Genomic DNA, 16265 nt, shown 5'->3' on the forward strand with positions numbered 1-16265 from the left:
CTGACGCCCTCGTCCAGCTGTGCGACGTCCAGCTCGCCGCCGGCAACCTGCCCACGTTGCGCACCTTCAAGCCCCACGTCGTGGTCACCATCCCGCTGGAGGAGCTGGTCGGCTCCGACACCAGCCCCGCGGTCGCCGACCTCGGCTTCGGGGCGACCATCTCCGCCGCCCGGGCCCGCTGGCTGGCGTGTGACGGGAACGTCACCCGCATCGTCGTCGGCCCCGAAGGCCAGCCGATGGACCTCGGCCGCACCCACCGGGTCGTGCCACCCCACCTGCGGCGGGCGGTCGAGCACGCCGACCGGCACTGCGTCTTCGCCGGCTGCGACGCACCCAGCCACTGGTGCGACGTCCACCACCTCGTCCACTGGGCCCACGGCGGAGACACCGAACTGCACAACCTGGCCCTGCTGTGCGAGCGACACCACACCAAGGTGCACCACGGGTTCCGGATCGAACGAGATGCCGACGGCCGATGGCACACCCACCGCCCCGACGGAACCGAGATCCTCGTCCTCCCCCGCATCACCCCGGAATTGGCCGACGCACGCGCCGGCTGACCCGGCCGGCTGCCCCGGCTCAGCTCGTCCGATGGACGGGTCGGCCCGCTCCCGCGCGGGCTGCTTCGGTCAGCTGCGCGCGGCCGCGTCCTCCAGCAGGGTCCGGCGCTCGACAGGCGGACGGCGCGGGCACGAGAGACAGGTGCTGCCGTGCGGCAGGCGGTCGACCAGGCAGCACGACACCCGCCGGACGAAGCGCACCCCGTCGACGTCGGTGTACCGCGGCACCGGCAACGGCGACCCGACCGCGGTGGCCAGCGGACCGGCCAGCGCGGTCACGGCGGGAACGTCGCCCAGCGTCCGCCCGAGGGCGAGCAGCCCGTTGGCCATCGAGTCGGCGGCGATCGCCCACAGCGGCCGAGCCCGCATGCCGGCCACGGCGGCCAGCGCGGGCACGAACGCGTCGAGGCATGCCCGTAGCCCGCCCGCCGGGTCGCCGTCCAGCGCGGAGGAGACCGCGGCGAGGGGGACGCCGCCGGAATCGAGGAACACCGTCGTCTCGGCGGGTCGTCCGGACAGCGGCCGCCCGACGGCGAGACCGGCGAGCACCGGCGCCAAGAGCACCGCCGATGCCGAGTACCACCAGACGGTCGCGTGCACCCGGAGGCTGCCGGCACGGGCGCGGGCGGCCAGGAGCCCGGCCAGCCGGTCCGGGTCGGCGAGGTCCGCCGCCCGCACCCCGACCGCGCCACCCGACGGGAGGAGGCCGAGAGCGGCGGCACCGGGGACCCGCGCCACCACCTCCGCCTGCGGGCCGATCACCCCGTCAGTCTGCGGCAGCCCGCAACGAAGGAGCCGCACGGGGAGACGGCGGAGCGCTCGGGGCCATACGGTGTGTCCCGGACCACGTGTGCACCGTCGCCACACCGCGGCGACGCCGGATCGGGAGGACCCCATGAGCGAGACGACCCAGACAGCCGGCCACACCTTCACACCCCCGCAGGAGCTGGCGGCGCAGGCGAACGTCGGTCCCGACGTCTACGACGAGGCCGGGCGCGACCGCCTGGCGTTCTGGGAGTCCGCCGCGCGCCGGCTCAGCTGGGACCAGGAGTGGGACACCGTCCTCGACTGGACCAACCCGCCCTTCGCCAAGTGGTTCGTCGGCGGCAAGCTCAACGTCGCCTACAACTGCCTGGACCGGCACGTCGAAGCCGGCCACGGCGACCAGGTCGCCTACCACTGGGAGGGCGAGCCGGGCGACACCCGCACGCTCACCTACGGCGACCTCAAGGACGAGGTCTGCCGCGCGGCCAACGCGCTCACCGAGCTCGGCGTCCAGGCAGGCGACCGGGTCGCGATCTACATGCCGATGATCCCCGAGGCGGTCATCTCGATGCTGGCCTGCGCCCGCATCGGCGCCGTGCACATGGTCGTCTTCGGCGGGTTCTCCGCCGACGCCCTGGCCAGCCGGATCACCGACGCCGGCGCGCAGGTGGTCATCACCGCCGACGGCGGCTACCGCCGCGGGGCCCCCAGCGCGCTCAAGCCCGCCGTCGACGACGCGGTCTCCCGCGTCGAGGGCGTCCGCCACGTCCTGGTCGTGAAGCGCACCGAGCAGGACGTCGAGTGGTCCGAGGGCCGGGACCTCTGGTGGCACGACGTCGTGGGCCGGCAGTCGGCCGAGCACACCTGCGAGTTCTTCGACGCCGAGCACCCGCTCTACATCATGTACACGTCCGGGACGACGGCGAAGCCGAAGGGCATCCTGCACACCAGCGGCGGCTACCTGACCCAGGTCGCCTACACCCACTGGGCGACCTTCGACCTCAAGCCCGACACCGACGTCTACTGGACCGCGGCCGACGTCGGCTGGGTGACCGGCCACAGCTACATCGTCTACGGGCCGCTGGCCAACCGGGCGACGTCGGTGATGTACGAGGGGACGCCGGAGACGCCGCACCGGGGCCGCTGGTTCGAGCTGATCCAGAAGTACGGCGTGACCATCCTCTACACCGCCCCGACGGTCATCCGGACCTTCATGAAGTGGGGCGAGGACGTCCCGGCCGGGTTCGACCTCACCTCGCTGCGGCTGCTGGGCTCGGTCGGCGAGCCGATCAACCCCGAGGCCTGGCTCTGGTACCACGAGCACATCGGCGGCGGCCGCTGCCCGATCATGGACACCTGGTGGCAGACCGAGACCGGCGCGCACATGCTCACCCCGCTGCCCGGTGTCACGACGCTGCAGCCCGGCTCGGCCCAGCACCCCTTCCCCGGGATCTCCGCCAAGGTCGTCGACGACGAGGGCAACGAGCTAGGTGACGACTCCACCGGCCTGCTGGTGCTCACCGAGCCGTGGCCGTCGATGCTGCGCACCATCTGGGGCGACGACGACCGCTACGTCGACACCTACTGGTCGCGGTTCGGCAAGGAGGTCTACTTCGCCGGGGACGGCGCCAAGAAGGACGCCGACGGCAACATCTGGCTGCTCGGCCGGGTGGACGACGTCATGAACGTCTCCGGCCACCGGATCTCCACGACAGAGGTCGAGTCCTCGCTGGTCAGCCACCCGACCGTCGCGGAGGCGGCGGTGGTCGGCGCCAGCGACCCGACGACGGGCCAGGGCATCGTCGCGTTCGTCATCCTGCGCGGGAACGCCGAGGACTCCGGGGACGAGCTGGTGCAGACGCTCAAGACGCACGTCGCCAAGGACATCGGCCCGATCGCCAAGCCCCGCCAGATCATGGTCGTCCAGGAGCTGCCCAAGACCCGCTCGGGGAAGATCATGCGCCGGCTGCTGCGCGACATCGCGGAGAACCGGGAGCTGGGCGACGTCACCACGCTCACCGACTCGTCGGTGATGAACCTGATCAAGGACAAGCTGCCCGCAGCCCCCGCGGAAGACTGAGACGGCAGCCCTTCGGCTCCCCCATCGGGGGAGCCGGGGGGCGCCGTCCCGCTCGATGGGGCACGATTCCCCTGACCAGCAGTGCAGAACACGAAGGAGTTGCCCACGTGGCCCACAGCGTGACGACCGGCCGGGACGACCGGTCCGCCGGAGCCGCCGAGCCCTCCATCGGAACCCTCGTGCAGAGCGCGATGGCCGACGTCTCGACGCTGGTGCGCAGCGAGATCGAGTTGGCGAAGACCGAGATCACCGGCTCGGCGAAGAAGGCCGCGATCGGTGGCGGGGCGTTCGGCGCGGCCGCCGTCGTCCTCGGCTTTTCGTCCTTCTTCCTGTTCATCGCGATCGCCGAGGCGCTGACCGCGCTCGGGCTGCCGCGCTGGGTGTCCTACCTGATCGTCTGGGGGCTGCTCGTCGTCGTGGCCGTGATCGCGGCCCTGGTCGGCAAGAAGATGATCAAGAAGATCGAGAAGCCGGAGCGGACGATCGAGTCGCTGCGCGAGCTTCCCGACGTGATGCACCGCGAGGCGCCCGGTGCCCGGCACCGCGACGTCCCGGTGGTCAGCGGTGGCACGGTCAAGCTGCACGGCAACGAGCCGTACTCGGTCTGACCGCGTGACCGTCCCCTCGGACGGCCGACCCGACGCCACCAGCGTCCTGCTCCCGGGGCCGTGGACCCATCGCGACATCTCGGCCAACGGCGTGCGCCTGCACGCGGCCGAGGCCGGTGAGGGTCCTCTGGTCCTGCTGCTGCACGGGTTCCCGCAGTTCTGGTGGACCTGGCGCTCGCAGCTGACCGCTCTGGCCGACGCCGGTTTCCGGGCCGTCGCACCCGACCTGCGCGGCTACGGGGCCAGCGACAAACCGCCCCGCGGCTACGACCTGCCGACTCTCTCGGCCGACGTCGCCGCGCTCGTGCGGGCGCTGGGCGAGCGGGACGCCGTCGTGGTCGGCCACGACTGGGGCGGGCTGCTGGGCTGGACGATGGCCGCCCTGCACCCGCGGGCCGTGCGCCGGCTGGTGGTGCTGTCGATGGCCCACCCCCGCCTGCTGCGGGCGGGGCTGACCGACCGGGACCAGCGTCGCGCCTTCCGCCACGCCCTGACCTTCCAGGTGCCCCGGCTGCCCGAGCGACGGCTGACCAGGGCGGACGACGACCCGGTCGCCGACCTCATGCAGCGCTGGGCCGGGCCGGAGTGGGCACGGACGGCGGACTTCGCGTCGGCCGTGGACCGGTACCGGTCGGCGGCCCGCATCCCGCAGGCCGCGTACGGGGCGATGGAGTACTACCGCTGGGCCGGGCGCTCGCAGCTGCGGCCCGACGGCCTGCGGTACGCCCGCCGGATGGCGGCACCGGTGACCGCGCCGACGCTGCAGCTGCACGGCGCCCTGGACACCTGCGTCCTCCCCGGCACCGCCCGCGGCTCGGGCCGCTACGTGGCCGGCGCCTACGAGTGGCGCGAGCTCCCCGGCATCGGCCACTTCCCCCACGAGGAGACCCCCGACGAGGTCAACCGAGCCCTCATCCAGTGGGCCGCGTAGGCGACGTAGCGCAGCGGAGTCGCCTGAGTCGACGGGATGGAACGGCCCCCTTGCAGGGCCCCACCGCGAGCGAAGCGAGCGGAGGGGGGCAAGGGGGTCCTCCTACTCGCAGGGGCCGGTGTCGACCTCGGAGCGGGCGGCGCTGCCCTGCGTGGCGGCCGTGGCGACCTGCGGACCGGTGAGCGCGTAGCCGGTCTGCGGGTCGTCGATGGCCGAGGCGAAGACGACGCCGAGCACCGTGCCGTCGGGGGCGAACAGCGGGCCACCGGAGTTCCCCGGCCGCACCGAGCCGAACAGCGCGTACACGTCGCGGACGACGGTCTGCGTGTTGCGGAAGTCCGGCCCGCTGATCTCCCCGCGGTCGCGGACGCGCGCCGGGCCGACGTACAGGGGCCCACCGCCGGGGTAGCCCATGATGATCGCGTCGTCCCCGGTGTCCGCGGCCTCGGGCGTGAACGCCAGCGGCACCTGCGGCAGCCCGGGCACGGCGAGGACGGCGACGTCGACGTCCTCGTCGACGAAGACCGGCACCGCGTCGTACTCCTCGCCCTCGGCCAGGACGACCGGGTCGACGACGCCGGCCAGCACGTGCGCGTTCGTCATCACCCGCTCGGGCGCGTAGACGAAACCGGAGCCGTCGACCTGGCGCGAGCACGACGGCGCGACGCCGCGGATCTTCACGACCGAGCCCTTGACCGACGCCACGACCTGGCTGCCCTCCAGCGCCGGGTCGGGAGCGGGGACCTCGCGCGCCTCGGTCGGCGTGAGCGGGTCGAGCACGTCGGGCAGCCCGCGCCGGTCGATGGCCTCGCGCAGGCTCTCGTAGACCTGGCGCACGCCGTCGGGCACGGCGACGTCCACGGCCTGCACCAGCGCGGACTGCCGCACCTGGCTGGCGACCTGCGGGAACGGTGAGCTGGCCAGCGGCGAGGCGACCATCCAGGCGACCAGCAGCACCGAGGCGGCGGAGACGACAGCCCCGGCCACCGAGTCGACCATCTTGGCCGGCTCCCAGGTCACCCGGGAGCGCACCGCCCGACCGGCCGCCCCGGCCAGGATCTGGCCGAGCAGCGCGCCGGCGAGGACCACGACGAGCGCGGCGAACACCCGGGTGACGCTCGACCCGTCGATCCGGTCCGCGACCGGCCCGGAGAGCTGCGCGCCGAGGATGGCGCCGCCCAGGAAGCCGAGGATCGACGTCGCCGAGACGAGCAGCCCCTGACGGAAGCCGGAGAGCGCGAACAGCAGCGCCAGGGCGATCAGGATGAGGTCGACGAGGGACACGCCGCCTACTCGCTGACCGTCATCGTGCCCACCTGACCCAGCTGGATGTGGAACGTGCAGCTGAAGGGGTAGTCGCCGGGCGTCGTCACCTCGAAGTCGATGGTCATCTCCTGGCCCGGGGCGAGCACGGAGATCCCGGCGCCGATCGGTGCGGGGAGCTCCTCGTCGGTGAACTCGAGGTTGTGCGTCATCTGGTCGGCGACGTTGACCAGCGTGAGTCGCACCGGGCCGGGGGCGACGGTGAACGTGTCCGGCGTGAAGAGGTAGTCGTCCTGGGTCTGCAGCGTGACCTCCTGGACGCCGTCGGCGCCGATGGTCACCTCGCCCAGCCCCTCGGGCGTCGGCGCCGGGGGCTTCTCCCCGCTCCCGCCGCAGCCGCTGAGCACGAGCAGCGCGGCGGCAACCGCGGCCTTCCTGCAGCGGCCCGCCGTGGCCCCGTACCGCGTCCCGCCCTGAGCGTGCGGAGGGTGGGGAGGACGGGATCCTTCCACGGCGGGAGGCAAGGAGGTCCTTTCCGTCATCGCGGCCGAACCGTACGCGTCGGAGCGCCGTCGGGCGCGGGATCGGCGATCGTCGGCGCGGCGGCGTCATCCGCCGGGTCGTCGTCGTCCGAGCCGGGCAGCGTGTAGGGCCGCAGCGCGGAGTCCGGCAGCGGTCGCACGTCGTCGTGGTCCCAGGGCTGAGCCAGTCCGGCCGCCTCCAGGATGGCGTCGAGGAGCCCCGCGGTGAACCCCCACACCTCCATGCCGGCCACGCAGAAGGCGGGTCCGATGTAGCCCACCGGGTGCTTCAGCCGGTACCGGTTGCCGGGATCGGCGAGCTCGGCGAGCGGCACGCGGGCCACCCGGGCCACCTCGGTGGGATCGCCGACGCTGACCTCGCGCGGATCGTCCCACCACCCGACGACCGGGACGACGAGCCGGTTCGACGGCGGGAGGAACAGCTCCTGCAGCGTGGCCAGCACCCGGACGCTCGCCGGATCGATCCCGGCCTCCTCCTGCGCCTCGCGCAGCGCCGTCCCCACCGGGAAGTCGTCGTCGGGATCGACCCCGCCCCCGGGGAACGCCGGCTGGCCGGCATGGCTGCGCAGGTGCGCGGACTTCTCGATCAGCAGGAGGTCCGGGCCACCGGGACCCTCCCCGAACAGGATCAGGACCGCCGACCGGCGGGCGGTCGCGGTCGCCTGCGGCATGCGGTGCCGCAGTGGCAGGTCCGCCGCGGCCTCGACGAGCCGCTCCAGGTACTCCGGCAGCTCCCGCTCGGCGGGTCCGGTGCTCACAGCTGCACTCCCAGGTGCTCGGCGACCAGCGCGCGCAGTTCGTCCCCCGACCCGACCGGCCCCGCCTCGGTGTGCACCAGCGCGCCCGTGGCGTCGACGAAGTAGGTGTACGGGAGGACGTTGATGCCCAGCTCCGCCATGAGGTCGCCGTCGCCGTCGTAGGCGCTCGGGAAGGTGACGCCGGCCTCCTCCGCGAAGGCGGTCCCCTGCGGCAGCCCGTCCTTGCTGATGACGCCGATCATGCGCACCTGGTCCCCGGCGGCCTCGGCGAACTCCTGGAGGACCGGCATCTCCTCCCGGCAGGGCGGGCACCAGCTCCCCCAGAGGTTCACGACCATCGGGGTCCCCGGGGCCCGCGCCAGGTCCAGCGATCCTCCGCCCGGGCAGTCCAGCGACAGCCCGGGCAACCGCTCGGCGCCGGTCGCCTCGGCGTCGGGCTGCTCCGGGCACGCCGTCAGGCTCGAGACGTCGGCCTCGGGCGGCGCACCGGTGCCGTCGTCCTGGGCGGTGCAGCCGGCGGCCAGCAGCCCGGTGAGCAGCAGCGCGGACAGGCGGCGCATCACTCGGTGTCCGACGCGGCCGGGGTCTTGACCAGCGCGCCGGCGACCTCGGGGTCGACCGGGCCGATGCCGAACGACGGGCACCACTGGGCCAGGCCGCAGGCGCCGCAGGCCGCGCGCTTGGCGTGGCAGACCCGACGGCCGTGGAAGATCACCCGGTGGCTGAACTCGGTCCACTCCTTCTTCGGGATCAGCTGCGCGATCTCCGTCTCGACCTTGACCGGGTCCTCCTCCTCGGTCCAGCCGAACCGGCGGACCAGCCGCCCGAAGTGCGTGTCGACGGTCAGGCCCGGGACGTCGAAGGCGTTCCCGAGGACGACGTTGGCGGTCTTGCGGCCCACCCCCGGCAGCGTGACCAGGTCCGCCATCCGCCCGGGCACCTCGCCGTCGAACCGCTCGACGAGTGCGCGGGCCAGGCCCAGCGCCGAGTTCGCCTTGGCCCGGAAGAACCCGGTCGGCTTGAGGATCTCCTCGAGGTCGGCGCGCTCGGCGGCGGCCAGCGCGACCGCGTCGGGATAGCGGGCGAAGAGGATCGGGGTGACCTTGTTGACCGTCTTGTCCGTCGTCTGCGCGGAGAGCACGGTGGCGACGAGCAGCTCGAACGCGTTGGTGAAGTCCAGCTCGCAGTGCGCGTCCGGGTGGAGAACGGCGAGCTCGCGCGCCATCCGCCGCGCCCGCCGGGTGCGGCTCAGCGCCGACTCGTCCGGGTCGAACGGTGAGGTGCCGGTCAGGGCGGCTCGGGTCGGACGGCGGACACGGGCCGGGCGCGCGTAGGCCGGCGAGGACGCGGGTGCGGACACGCGGTCGAGCGTAGGCGGCCCTGCCGACGCTCTCCTGCCGTGCCATGATCGAGGACGGACCGCTCCCCCGGACCGACGCCGACGCAGAGGAGGACGGGATGGTCGCCCTCAGTGTCATCCTCTTCCCGCCGCTGCTCATCGCCTTCCTGCTGGTCATGGAACGCGTCGAGGAGCCCCTCCGCCGGCCGGCCGGCCCGCGCGAGGTCGGCGAGTTCCTGAGCACCGCGACCCCCGGCGAGGTCGACACCCTCGCCACGTCGGGCATCCGGCGGGCGCTGTTCCGCTGGCGCCGTCGTCGTTCCCGGAACCGCGGCACCGAGAACCCGCCGCTCGTCTGAAGAAGGACCTCCCTGCCCCCCACCGCTCGCATGCTCGCGGCGGGCCCCTGCAGGCAGGCCGACCGCGTGTGGCCGGGCGCACTCGCTCTCACGAGGGATGCCTGCGGCACCGAACGGGTGACGGAGTGCACAGCCCCCTAGACTCGCGGTGGACACGGGCACCCCTGTGTCCGCAGATCGTGTGAGAGGACGTGCAGTGGACGAGGTGCTGGCTCAGTCGGGGCTCTTCCAGGGGCTCTCCGAGGACGCGGTGGACCCCGTCATCAGCCGTCTCGAGACGCTCACCCTGCCCCGAGGGCGCGTGGTCTTCAACGAGGGCGAGCCGGGCGACAGCCTCTACATCGTGATGAGCGGGAAGATCAAGCTGTCGAAGCGCTCCCCCGACGGACGCGAGAACGTGCTCGCCGTCATGGGCCCCTCCGACCAGTTCGGCGAGCTGTCGGTCTTCGACCCCGGCCCGCGCACGGCGACGGCGACCGCCGTCACCGACGTGAAGCTGGCCCGGATGCCGCAGTCGGTGCTGCGCGTGTGGATCGAGGCGCACCCGGAGATCGGCGAGCAGCTGCTCCGCGTGCTGGCCCGCCGGCTGCGGCGCACCAACGACTCGGTCGCCGACCTGATCTTCACCGACGTTCCCGGCCGCGTGGCCAAGGCGCTGCTGCAGATGGCCGACCGCTTCGGCAGCCGCGACAGCGACGGCCTGCGCGTGAAGCACGACCTCACCCAGGAGGAGCTGGCCCAGCTGGTGGGCGCCTCCCGCGAGACGGTGAACAAGGCGCTCGCCGACTTCGTGCACCGCGGCTGGATCCAGCTGCAGGGCAAGTCGGTCGTCGTCCTCGACGAGGAGCGTCTGCGCCGCCGCGCCCGGTAACACCGCGATCCTCCGGATCGCACCGCGGCCACGAGCCGTCCCGGGCCCGCATGGAGCCGCTGCTTCGTGCCTGCGCGGACCCCTCCGGGGCCCACTCGGCACGACCGTTGGACGCCAGAGTCCCGGAACCATCACGGTTCCGGGCCTCTGCTGTTCAACGCTTCACGAAGGCAGCGGCATGACCAGGCGGATGCGGGTGCCGTCGGGCAGCACCGCCCACCGGCCGTCGGCGTTCTCCTCGAACCGCGGGCTGATCGGCTCCAGCGGCTCCGGGGGTGATCCCTCCAGCGCCGACGAGACGTCGGGGAAGGGCTGCAGCTGACCCAGGGTGTGCGAGGTGGGCGGCAGCATCGGCCGGCTCCCGGCGGTCATCTCGGCCAGCGCCGAGGACGGCGTCAGCCAGGACGCCTCGTCCGCCTCGCCGGAGACGTCGCGCGCCTCCTGGCCGACGGGCAGCGCCGCCGCGAAGAACTTGGTGTCGTAGCGCCGGGGCTCGACCGGCGGGGTGATCCAGTGCGCGAAGGGGCGGAGCAGGTCCGAGCGGAGCACCAGCCCGCGGCCGGCGAGCAGCTCGGCGAGCGACAGGTCGCGGGAGAGCAGGGCCTGCCGCTGCTCCTCCCAGTCGTCGCCGGAGACGTCCGGCACGACCGAGCCGTCGGGCAGGCCGGCCAGCAGGACGCCCGCCTCCTCGAAGGTCTCCCGGACGGCGGCGCAGACGAGCTCGCGGGCGGTCCGCTCGTCGCAGCCGAAGGCAGCCGCCCAGTCCGCCGGGGAGGGACCGGCCCAGCCGATCTCGGTGTCGCCGTCCCGCGGGTCCACGCCGCCGCCGGGGTAGGCGGTCATCCCGCCCGCGAACGGCATCCCCTTGGTGCGCCGCAGCAGGTAGACCTCCAGCCCGTGCTCGCCGTCGCGCAGCAGCAGCACCGTGGCCGCCTGCTTCGGCTCGGCCGGAGCGCCGCCCGCGGCGGTGCTCACCGGAGTTCGACGGTGAGCTCGACCTCGACCGGGGCGCCGAGCGGGAGCTCGGCCACACCGACGGCGCTGCGGGCGTGCTGGCCCGCCTCGCCGAAGATCCGCCCGAGCAGCTCGCTGGCGCCGTTGACCACCCGCGGCTGACCGGTGAAGCCCTCGACGCTGGCCACGTAGCCGACCACCCGGACGATGCGGGCGACCGAGTCCAGCCCCACCAGCTCGTCGATCGCGGCGAGCGCGTTGAGGGCGCACAGCTTGGCGTCGGCCGCCGCCGCCTCGACGTCGACCGAGCCGCCGACCTTGCCGGTGCGGCGCAGTCCGCCGTCGGCAAAGGGCAGCTGCCCGGAGGTGAACACCAGCGAGCCGGCGCGCACGGCGGGCACGTAGGCAGCCACCGGCGAGGCGACCGCCGGCAACCGGATGCCCAGCTCGGCGAGCCGGGCGTGCCAGCTCTGCGCCGGAGCGGCGGGGGTGGTCATGCGGGGCGCTTGAGGTAGGCGACCAGCTGCTCGGCGCCGGACGGGCCGGGCAGCACGGTCACCAGCTCCCACCCGTCGACACCCCAGGAATCGAGGATGGCCTTGGTGTTGTGGACGAGCAGCGGGATGGTCGCGTACTCCCACTTCTGGCGCGCGGTGTCGCTCATGGGCGCGACGCTACTGCAGTCGCCGGATGCGATGACCGTCACGCCGTCCGCCGCGGGGGGGCCGACCCGCTCGCCGGCTCATACGCTGGGCGGGTGAGCCCCGATCCCTCCTCCCCGCGCCTGCACGTGGTCACCGGCAAGGGCGGGACGGGCAAGACCACCGTCGCGGCCGCACTGGCCCTGGCGCTCGCGGCCGACGGCCGTTCGGTGCTCCTGGTGGAGACCGAGGGCCGGCAGGGCATCGCGCAGCTCTTCGACACCCCACCGCTGCCCTACGAGGAGCGGCGGGTGGCCGTGGCCCGCGGCGGCGGCGAGGTCAAGGCGCTGGCGATCGACGTCGAGGAAGCGCTCCTGGACTACCTGGACATGTTCTACAACCTCCGCCGGGCCGGCCGGGCGCTGCGCAAGATGGGCGCGATCGACTTCGCCACCGCCATCGCCCCGGGCCTGCGCGACGTGCTGATCACCGGGAAGATCAAGGAGGCGGTCACCCGCCGGCACGACGGCCGCCAGGTCTACGACGCCGTCGTCGTCGACGCGCCGCCCACCGGCCGGATCACCCGCTTCCTGGGCGTCACCGGCGAGATGTCGCAGCTGGCGCGTTCGGGCCCCATCAAGACCCAGAGCGACGGCGTCATGGCCGTCCTCCGCTCGCCGCAGACGGCGGTCCACCTGGTGACGCTGCTGGAGGACATGCCCGTGCAGGAGACCGCGGACGCGATCGCGGAGCTGACGGCGGCCGGGATGCCGATCGGCTCGGTGGTCGTCAACATGGCGGCCGAGCCGGTGCTGCCCGAGGCCGCGCTCGCCCGCGCCGCCACCGGGGAGCTGACCGGCGCCGACCTCGCCCCGGCGCTCGGCGCCGCCCACCTGACCGGCGCGGAGCAGATCGCCGACGCCCTGGCCGCCGAGGTGGTCGAGCACGCCCAGCGGTGGGCCGCGCAGGACGCGCTGCGGGCGGAGGTGGAGGCGCTGGGCCGCCCGACGCTCGAGCTGCCGCTGCTGCCCGGCCCCGTGGACGTCGGCTGCCTCTTCGAGCTGGCCGGCCGGCTCGAGGACCACCTGAGCCCGGCCACCGGGGACGTGACCCGCTGATGGCCGCCGACACCCCTCCGCGGGCGCAGCGCCAGGCGCCCGCCATGGACCTGCAGCGGCTCATCACCGACCCGGACACCCGCATCGTCGTGTGCTGCGGCGCCGGCGGCGTCGGCAAGACGACCAGCTCCGCGGCGCTCGCCCTGGCCGCCGCGGAGGCCGGCCGCACCGTCGTCGTCCTCACCATCGACCCGGCCCGGCGGCTGGCCCAGTCCCTCGGCCTGGAGGAGCTGGACAACGAGCCGCGGCGGGTGGACGTCCCGGGGGCCCCGGGCGAGCTGCACGCGATGATGCTGGACATGAAGCGGACGTTCGACGACGTCGTGTCCGCGCACTCCACGCCCGAGCGGGCCCAGCAGATCCTGGAGAACCCCTTCTACCAGGCGCTGTCCTCGTCCTTCTCCGGGACGCAGGAGTACATGGCGATGGAGAAGCTGGGCCAGCTCCGGGCCAGCGACCAGTGGGACCTGATCATCGTCGACACGCCGCCGTCGAGGTCCGCGCTGGACTTCCTGGACGCCCCCAACCGCATGGGTCGGTTCCTCGACGGCACGATGATCCGGCTGCTGGCCGCGCCCAGCCGGGCGGGCTTCAAGTTCGCCAGCGCCGGGTTCCTGCTGTTCAGCCGGATCGTCAGCAAGATCCTGGGCGGTCAGCTGCTCCGGGACATCTCCGCCTTCGTGGCGGCGCTGGACACCATGTTCGGCGGCTTCCGCGAGCGCGCGACGGCGACCTACGAGCTGCTGCGGCGCCCGGGCACCTGGTTCGTCGTGGTGGCCGCGCCGGAGCCCGACGCGCTGCGCGAGGCGTCCTACTTCGTCGACCGGCTGTCCGCCGAGGGCATGCCCCTGGCCGGCCTGGTGGTCAACCGCACGCACCCGCCGGCGACGACGGCGCTGTCGGCCACCCGCGCCGAGGGAGCCGCGGAGGCGGTGGCCGAGTCCGGGGGCGCGTCCGCGGAGCTGGCCGCCGCGGCCCTGCGCGTGCACGCCGGCCGGATGCAGGTCGCCGCGCGCGAACAGCACCTGGCCGACCGGTTCACCAGCGCTCACCCCGAGGTCGCCGTCCGCACCGTTCCGGCCGCCGCGGGCGACGTCCACGACCTGGACGGGCTCCGCGTCATGGCCGGGGCGCTCACCGGACCCGACGCCGACACGCCGACCGGAATTCCCCGGACGCGGATCCTGCCCGCGCGCCGCGGCTGAGCGGGGCTCGCAGCGCGTCGCGCGTAATACCCTGGCCGTGATGTCGGAGAATGCGCGCGTCCGGACCCGCCTGCTCGCCAAGCTCGCCGCGACCATCGTGGTCGCAGGCATGCTCCTGGCAGGTCTCCTGCTGCCCTGGATCGGGGGCACCGGCGTCGTCGCCCGCAACAGCGCGACGATGCTGGACGCCCTGCCGGTCGAGCTCACCGACGAGACGCCCCCCGGCCCGACCCGCATGCTCGCGGCCGACGGCTCGCTGATCACGAACTTCTACGAGCAGAACCGGACGCCGGTCCCCTCCGACCAGATCGCCGACGTCATGAAGCAGGCGCTGGTCGACATCGAGGACTCACGCTTCTACGACCACAACGGCCTCGACGTCCAGGGCACCATGCGCGCCCTGGTGACGAACCTGGCTGCGGGCACCGTGCGCGAGGGCGGTTCGACGCTGACCCAGCAGCTGGTCAAGCAGACCCTGCTCGAGACCGCGGACACCCAGGCCGAGCGGGACGCGGCGGTCGAGCAGGACGGCGTCGAGGGTGTGGCCCGCAAGCTGCGCGAGGCCCGCCTGGCGATGGCGCTCGAGGAGGTCTACGAGAAGGACGAGATCCTCACCCGCTACCTCAACCTCGTCTACTTCGGCCAGGGGGCCTACGGAGTCCAGGCCGCGGCGCAGCGGTATTTCAGCGTGAACGCGGCGGACCTCACGCTGCCGCAGGCGGCGATGCTGGCCGGCCTGGTGCAGAGCCCGTTCTACGACGAGCCGATCAACAACCCGGAGAACGCGCAGATCCGCCGCAACCAGGTGCTGCAGCGGATGCTCGACCTCGAACACATCTCCGAGCAGGAGTTCACCGAGGTCTCGGCCCAGCCGGTGCAGATCGCGCCCGGTCTGGCGCCGGCCAACGGCTGCATCGACGCCGCGATCGGCGGCTTCTTCTGCGCCTACGCCATGCAGCACCTCACCGGTTCGCTGGGGCTGTCGCAGCATGACATCGACCGCGGCGGCTACACCATCCAGACGACGCTGAACCCTGAGCTCCAGGCGAACGGCGACCAGGCGGTGCTCGACTCGCTGCCGATGGGTGACGGCCTCGCCGGCATGTTCACCGCGATCGAGCCCGGCACCGGGCACGTGCTGGCGATGAGCGTGAACCGCCGGTACGGCTGCGACGGGCAGGAGTGCGAGTCCGTCGTCCTCAACGACGCGGCGAGCAAGGGCGCCGGATCGACGTACAAGACGTTCACCGCCGCCGCTGCGCTCGAGGCGGGCATCGAGGCCGGCACCACGATCACGACGCCCGGTGACCGCTACACCTCGCGGGTCTACCGCGGCCCTGCATGCGGCGCCGCGAACCGCAACGGCACCAACGAGCGCGGCATGTACTGCGTCGAGAACGTCGGCGACTACCCGGACACCCTCGACATGGTCGGTGCGCTGGTCCGCTCGTCGAACACCTACTTCCTCGCCCTGGAGGACCGGCTCGGGAGCGTGGAGGGCCCCGTGCGCATGGCCGAACGACTGGGCATGAACTTCGACCGGCCCACCCAGAACTCGGCGGACGAGATCATCGAGGGGAACCTGGGCTCGTTCACCCTCGGTCCGGAGGCGACCAGCCCGCTGGACCTGGCCAACGCCTACGCCACGCTCGGTGCCGAGGGCACCCGGTGCACGCCCCTGCCGGTGGTGCAGGTGCTCGACCCCGCGGGCGAGCCGTTGACCGACGCCGACGGGGAGCCGGTGGTCACGGGCGACAACTGCACCCCGAACGCCGTGTCCCCGGCGATCGCCAACACGCTGAGCCAGATCCTGATCGGCGACATCTCCTCGCCGGCGGGCACCGGGACCCGGGCGGCGATCGCCGGCCACGAGATCGCCGGCAAGACCGGAACCGCCCAGGAGAACCAGTCGGTCGCCTTCGTGGGCTTCATGCCCGAGTACGCGGCCAGCGTGATGGTGTTCAACCCCAAGGAGAAGCAGACGGTCCGGGGCTTCGGTGGCAACATCCCGGCGACCATCTGGCGGAACGCGATGGCGCCCTTCCTGGCCGACAAGCCGACGTCCGCCTTCCCGCCGGCCGATCCGGACCTGCTGACCGGCGGCCGGCCCGCGCCGCGACCGGCCCCGAGGCCCGCCCCTGCACCGGCTCCGTCCCCCGATCCGGCACCGGCTCCCACGCCCACCCAGCCCAACCCGAACGCAACGCGATCGTCCGGCGGTTGGGCTTCGAGCCGCGCGAGGAGCTGGACACAGCCCGCGACGCCGACGAG

18 protein-coding genes are annotated in these 16265 nt (G+C 73.4%); 9 read left to right on the forward strand and 9 right to left on the reverse strand.

Annotated features, from left to right (window positions below; translation table 11 throughout):
- On the forward strand, positions 1-560 hold a 560-nt coding region (locus tag C5508_RS16445; RefSeq protein WP_157944126.1), incomplete at its 5' end, for an HNH endonuclease signature motif containing protein.
- A gap of 69 nt (positions 561-629) precedes the next feature.
- On the opposite strand, the gene C5508_RS16450 is transcribed toward C5508_RS16445, so the two are convergent.
- A complete protein-coding gene (locus tag C5508_RS16450) occupies positions 630-1322 on the reverse strand; it encodes a (2Fe-2S)-binding protein (protein WP_104526021.1) in 693 nt (230 codons plus the stop codon).
- Positions 1323-1455: 133 nt separating this feature from the next.
- Between C5508_RS16450 and acs the strand changes: the two genes are divergently transcribed.
- From acs to C5508_RS16465, 3 genes are all read left to right on the forward strand, one after another.
- Positions 1456-3405: an acetate--CoA ligase gene (gene acs, locus C5508_RS16455; protein ID WP_104526022.1), complete on the forward strand. Its 1950-nt coding sequence runs from the start codon at positions 1456-1458 to the stop codon at positions 3403-3405.
- 107 nt (positions 3406-3512) lie between these two features.
- The gene (locus C5508_RS16460; RefSeq protein WP_104526023.1) at positions 3513-4013 is read left to right on the forward strand and encodes a phage holin family protein; all 501 of its coding nucleotides are present in this window, start codon (positions 3513-3515) and stop codon (positions 4011-4013) included.
- A gap of 4 nt (positions 4014-4017) precedes the next feature.
- Positions 4018-4944: an alpha/beta fold hydrolase gene (locus tag C5508_RS16465; RefSeq protein ID WP_104526024.1), complete on the forward strand. Its 927-nt coding sequence runs from the start codon at positions 4018-4020 to the stop codon at positions 4942-4944.
- A 102-nt stretch (positions 4945-5046) separates the two neighbouring features.
- Here C5508_RS16465 and C5508_RS16470 read toward each other — a convergent pair whose 3' ends face one another.
- The 5 genes from C5508_RS16470 to nth are packed head-to-tail and all read right to left on the reverse strand — an operon-like array spanning position 5047 to position 8867.
- Complete coding sequence (locus C5508_RS16470; protein WP_104526025.1) at positions 5047-6228, reverse strand: MarP family serine protease; 1182 nt, start codon at positions 6226-6228, stop codon at positions 5047-5049.
- A 5-nt stretch (positions 6229-6233) separates the two neighbouring features.
- Positions 6234-6719, reverse strand: a complete 486-nt coding sequence (locus tag C5508_RS16475) for a cupredoxin domain-containing protein (protein ID WP_232797213.1) — start codon at positions 6717-6719, stop codon at positions 6234-6236.
- A 26-nt stretch (positions 6720-6745) separates the two neighbouring features.
- Complete coding sequence (locus C5508_RS16480; RefSeq protein ID WP_232797214.1) at positions 6746-7507, reverse strand: NUDIX hydrolase; 762 nt, start codon at positions 7505-7507, stop codon at positions 6746-6748.
- The gene (locus C5508_RS16485) at positions 7504-8067 is read right to left on the reverse strand and encodes a TlpA family protein disulfide reductase (RefSeq protein WP_104526027.1); all 564 of its coding nucleotides are present in this window, start codon (positions 8065-8067) and stop codon (positions 7504-7506) included. The genes C5508_RS16480 and C5508_RS16485 overlap by 4 nt, the downstream gene beginning before the upstream one ends.
- Positions 8067-8867 (reverse strand): endonuclease III, encoded by an 801-nt coding sequence (gene nth / locus C5508_RS16490; RefSeq protein ID WP_198598137.1) that lies wholly within the window; start codon positions 8865-8867, stop codon positions 8067-8069. Before nth ends, C5508_RS16485 begins: the two co-directional genes overlap by 1 nt.
- Positions 8868-8911: 44 nt before the next feature.
- Between nth and C5508_RS16495 the strand changes: the two genes are divergently transcribed.
- Positions 8912-9205 (forward strand): hypothetical protein, encoded by a 294-nt coding sequence (locus tag C5508_RS16495; protein WP_232797215.1) that lies wholly within the window; start codon positions 8912-8914, stop codon positions 9203-9205.
- 196 nt (positions 9206-9401) lie between these two features.
- The gene (locus C5508_RS16500; RefSeq protein ID WP_104526028.1) at positions 9402-10076 is read left to right on the forward strand and encodes a Crp/Fnr family transcriptional regulator; all 675 of its coding nucleotides are present in this window, start codon (positions 9402-9404) and stop codon (positions 10074-10076) included.
- Positions 10077-10238: 162 nt separating this feature from the next.
- Here the strand turns inward: C5508_RS16500 and C5508_RS16505 are convergent, their stop codons facing one another.
- From C5508_RS16505 to C5508_RS20025, 3 genes are read right to left on the reverse strand one after another with little or no spacing between them, the layout of a single operon-like run.
- Positions 10239-11051 carry an NUDIX hydrolase gene (locus C5508_RS16505; protein ID WP_104526029.1) on the reverse strand — a complete coding sequence of 271 codons (813 nt, stop codon included), beginning with the start codon at positions 11049-11051 and terminating at the stop codon, positions 10239-10241.
- Positions 11048-11527, reverse strand: coding sequence for a RidA family protein (locus tag C5508_RS16510; protein WP_104526030.1), 480 nt, complete (start codon positions 11525-11527; stop codon positions 11048-11050). The genes C5508_RS16505 and C5508_RS16510 overlap by 4 nt, the downstream gene beginning before the upstream one ends.
- Entirely contained in the window at positions 11524-11694 is a 171-nt protein-coding gene (locus tag C5508_RS20025) for a hypothetical protein (protein ID WP_198598138.1), read from the reverse strand. Before C5508_RS20025 ends, C5508_RS16510 begins: the two co-directional genes overlap by 4 nt.
- Positions 11695-11787: 93 nt before the next feature.
- On the opposite strand from C5508_RS20025, the gene C5508_RS16520 reads away from it, so the two are divergent.
- The 3 genes from C5508_RS16520 to C5508_RS16530 all read left to right on the forward strand — a co-directional run.
- Positions 11788-12789 (forward strand): ArsA-related P-loop ATPase, encoded by a 1002-nt coding sequence (locus C5508_RS16520; RefSeq protein WP_104526032.1) that lies wholly within the window; start codon positions 11788-11790, stop codon positions 12787-12789.
- Positions 12789-13994, forward strand: coding sequence for an ArsA family ATPase (locus tag C5508_RS16525; protein WP_198598139.1), 1206 nt, complete (start codon positions 12789-12791; stop codon positions 13992-13994). Before C5508_RS16520 ends, C5508_RS16525 begins: the two co-directional genes overlap by 1 nt.
- A gap of 40 nt (positions 13995-14034) precedes the next feature.
- A partial coding sequence (locus tag C5508_RS16530; RefSeq protein ID WP_104526033.1) for a transglycosylase domain-containing protein occupies positions 14035-16265 on the forward strand: 2231 nt, incomplete at its 3' end.

The organism is Blastococcus atacamensis (assembly GCF_002938425.1).
GTDB lineage: Bacteria > Actinomycetota > Actinomycetes > Mycobacteriales > Geodermatophilaceae > Blastococcus > Blastococcus atacamensis.

What these genes read in the sequence shown, in the direction of transcription:
- acs (WP_104526022.1), top strand. Translation starts at nt 1,456, where the DNA reads ATGAGCGAGACGACCCAGACAGCCGGCCACACCTTCACACCCCCGCAG.
- C5508_RS16485 (WP_104526027.1), bottom strand. Translation starts at nt 8,067, where the DNA reads ATGCGCCGCCTGTCCGCGCTGCTGCTCACCGGGCTGCTGGCCGCCGGC.
- C5508_RS16495 (WP_232797215.1), top strand. Translation starts at nt 8,912, where the DNA reads ATGATCGAGGACGGACCGCTCCCCCGGACCGACGCCGACGCAGAGGAG.
- C5508_RS16510 (WP_104526030.1), bottom strand. Translation starts at nt 11,527, where the DNA reads ATGACCACCCCCGCCGCTCCGGCGCAGAGCTGGCACGCCCGGCTCGCC.
- C5508_RS20025 (WP_198598138.1), bottom strand. Translation starts at nt 11,694, where the DNA reads ATGAGCGACACCGCGCGCCAGAAGTGGGAGTACGCGACCATCCCGCTG.
- C5508_RS16525 (WP_198598139.1), top strand. Translation starts at nt 12,789, where the DNA reads ATGGCCGCCGACACCCCTCCGCGGGCGCAGCGCCAGGCGCCCGCCATG.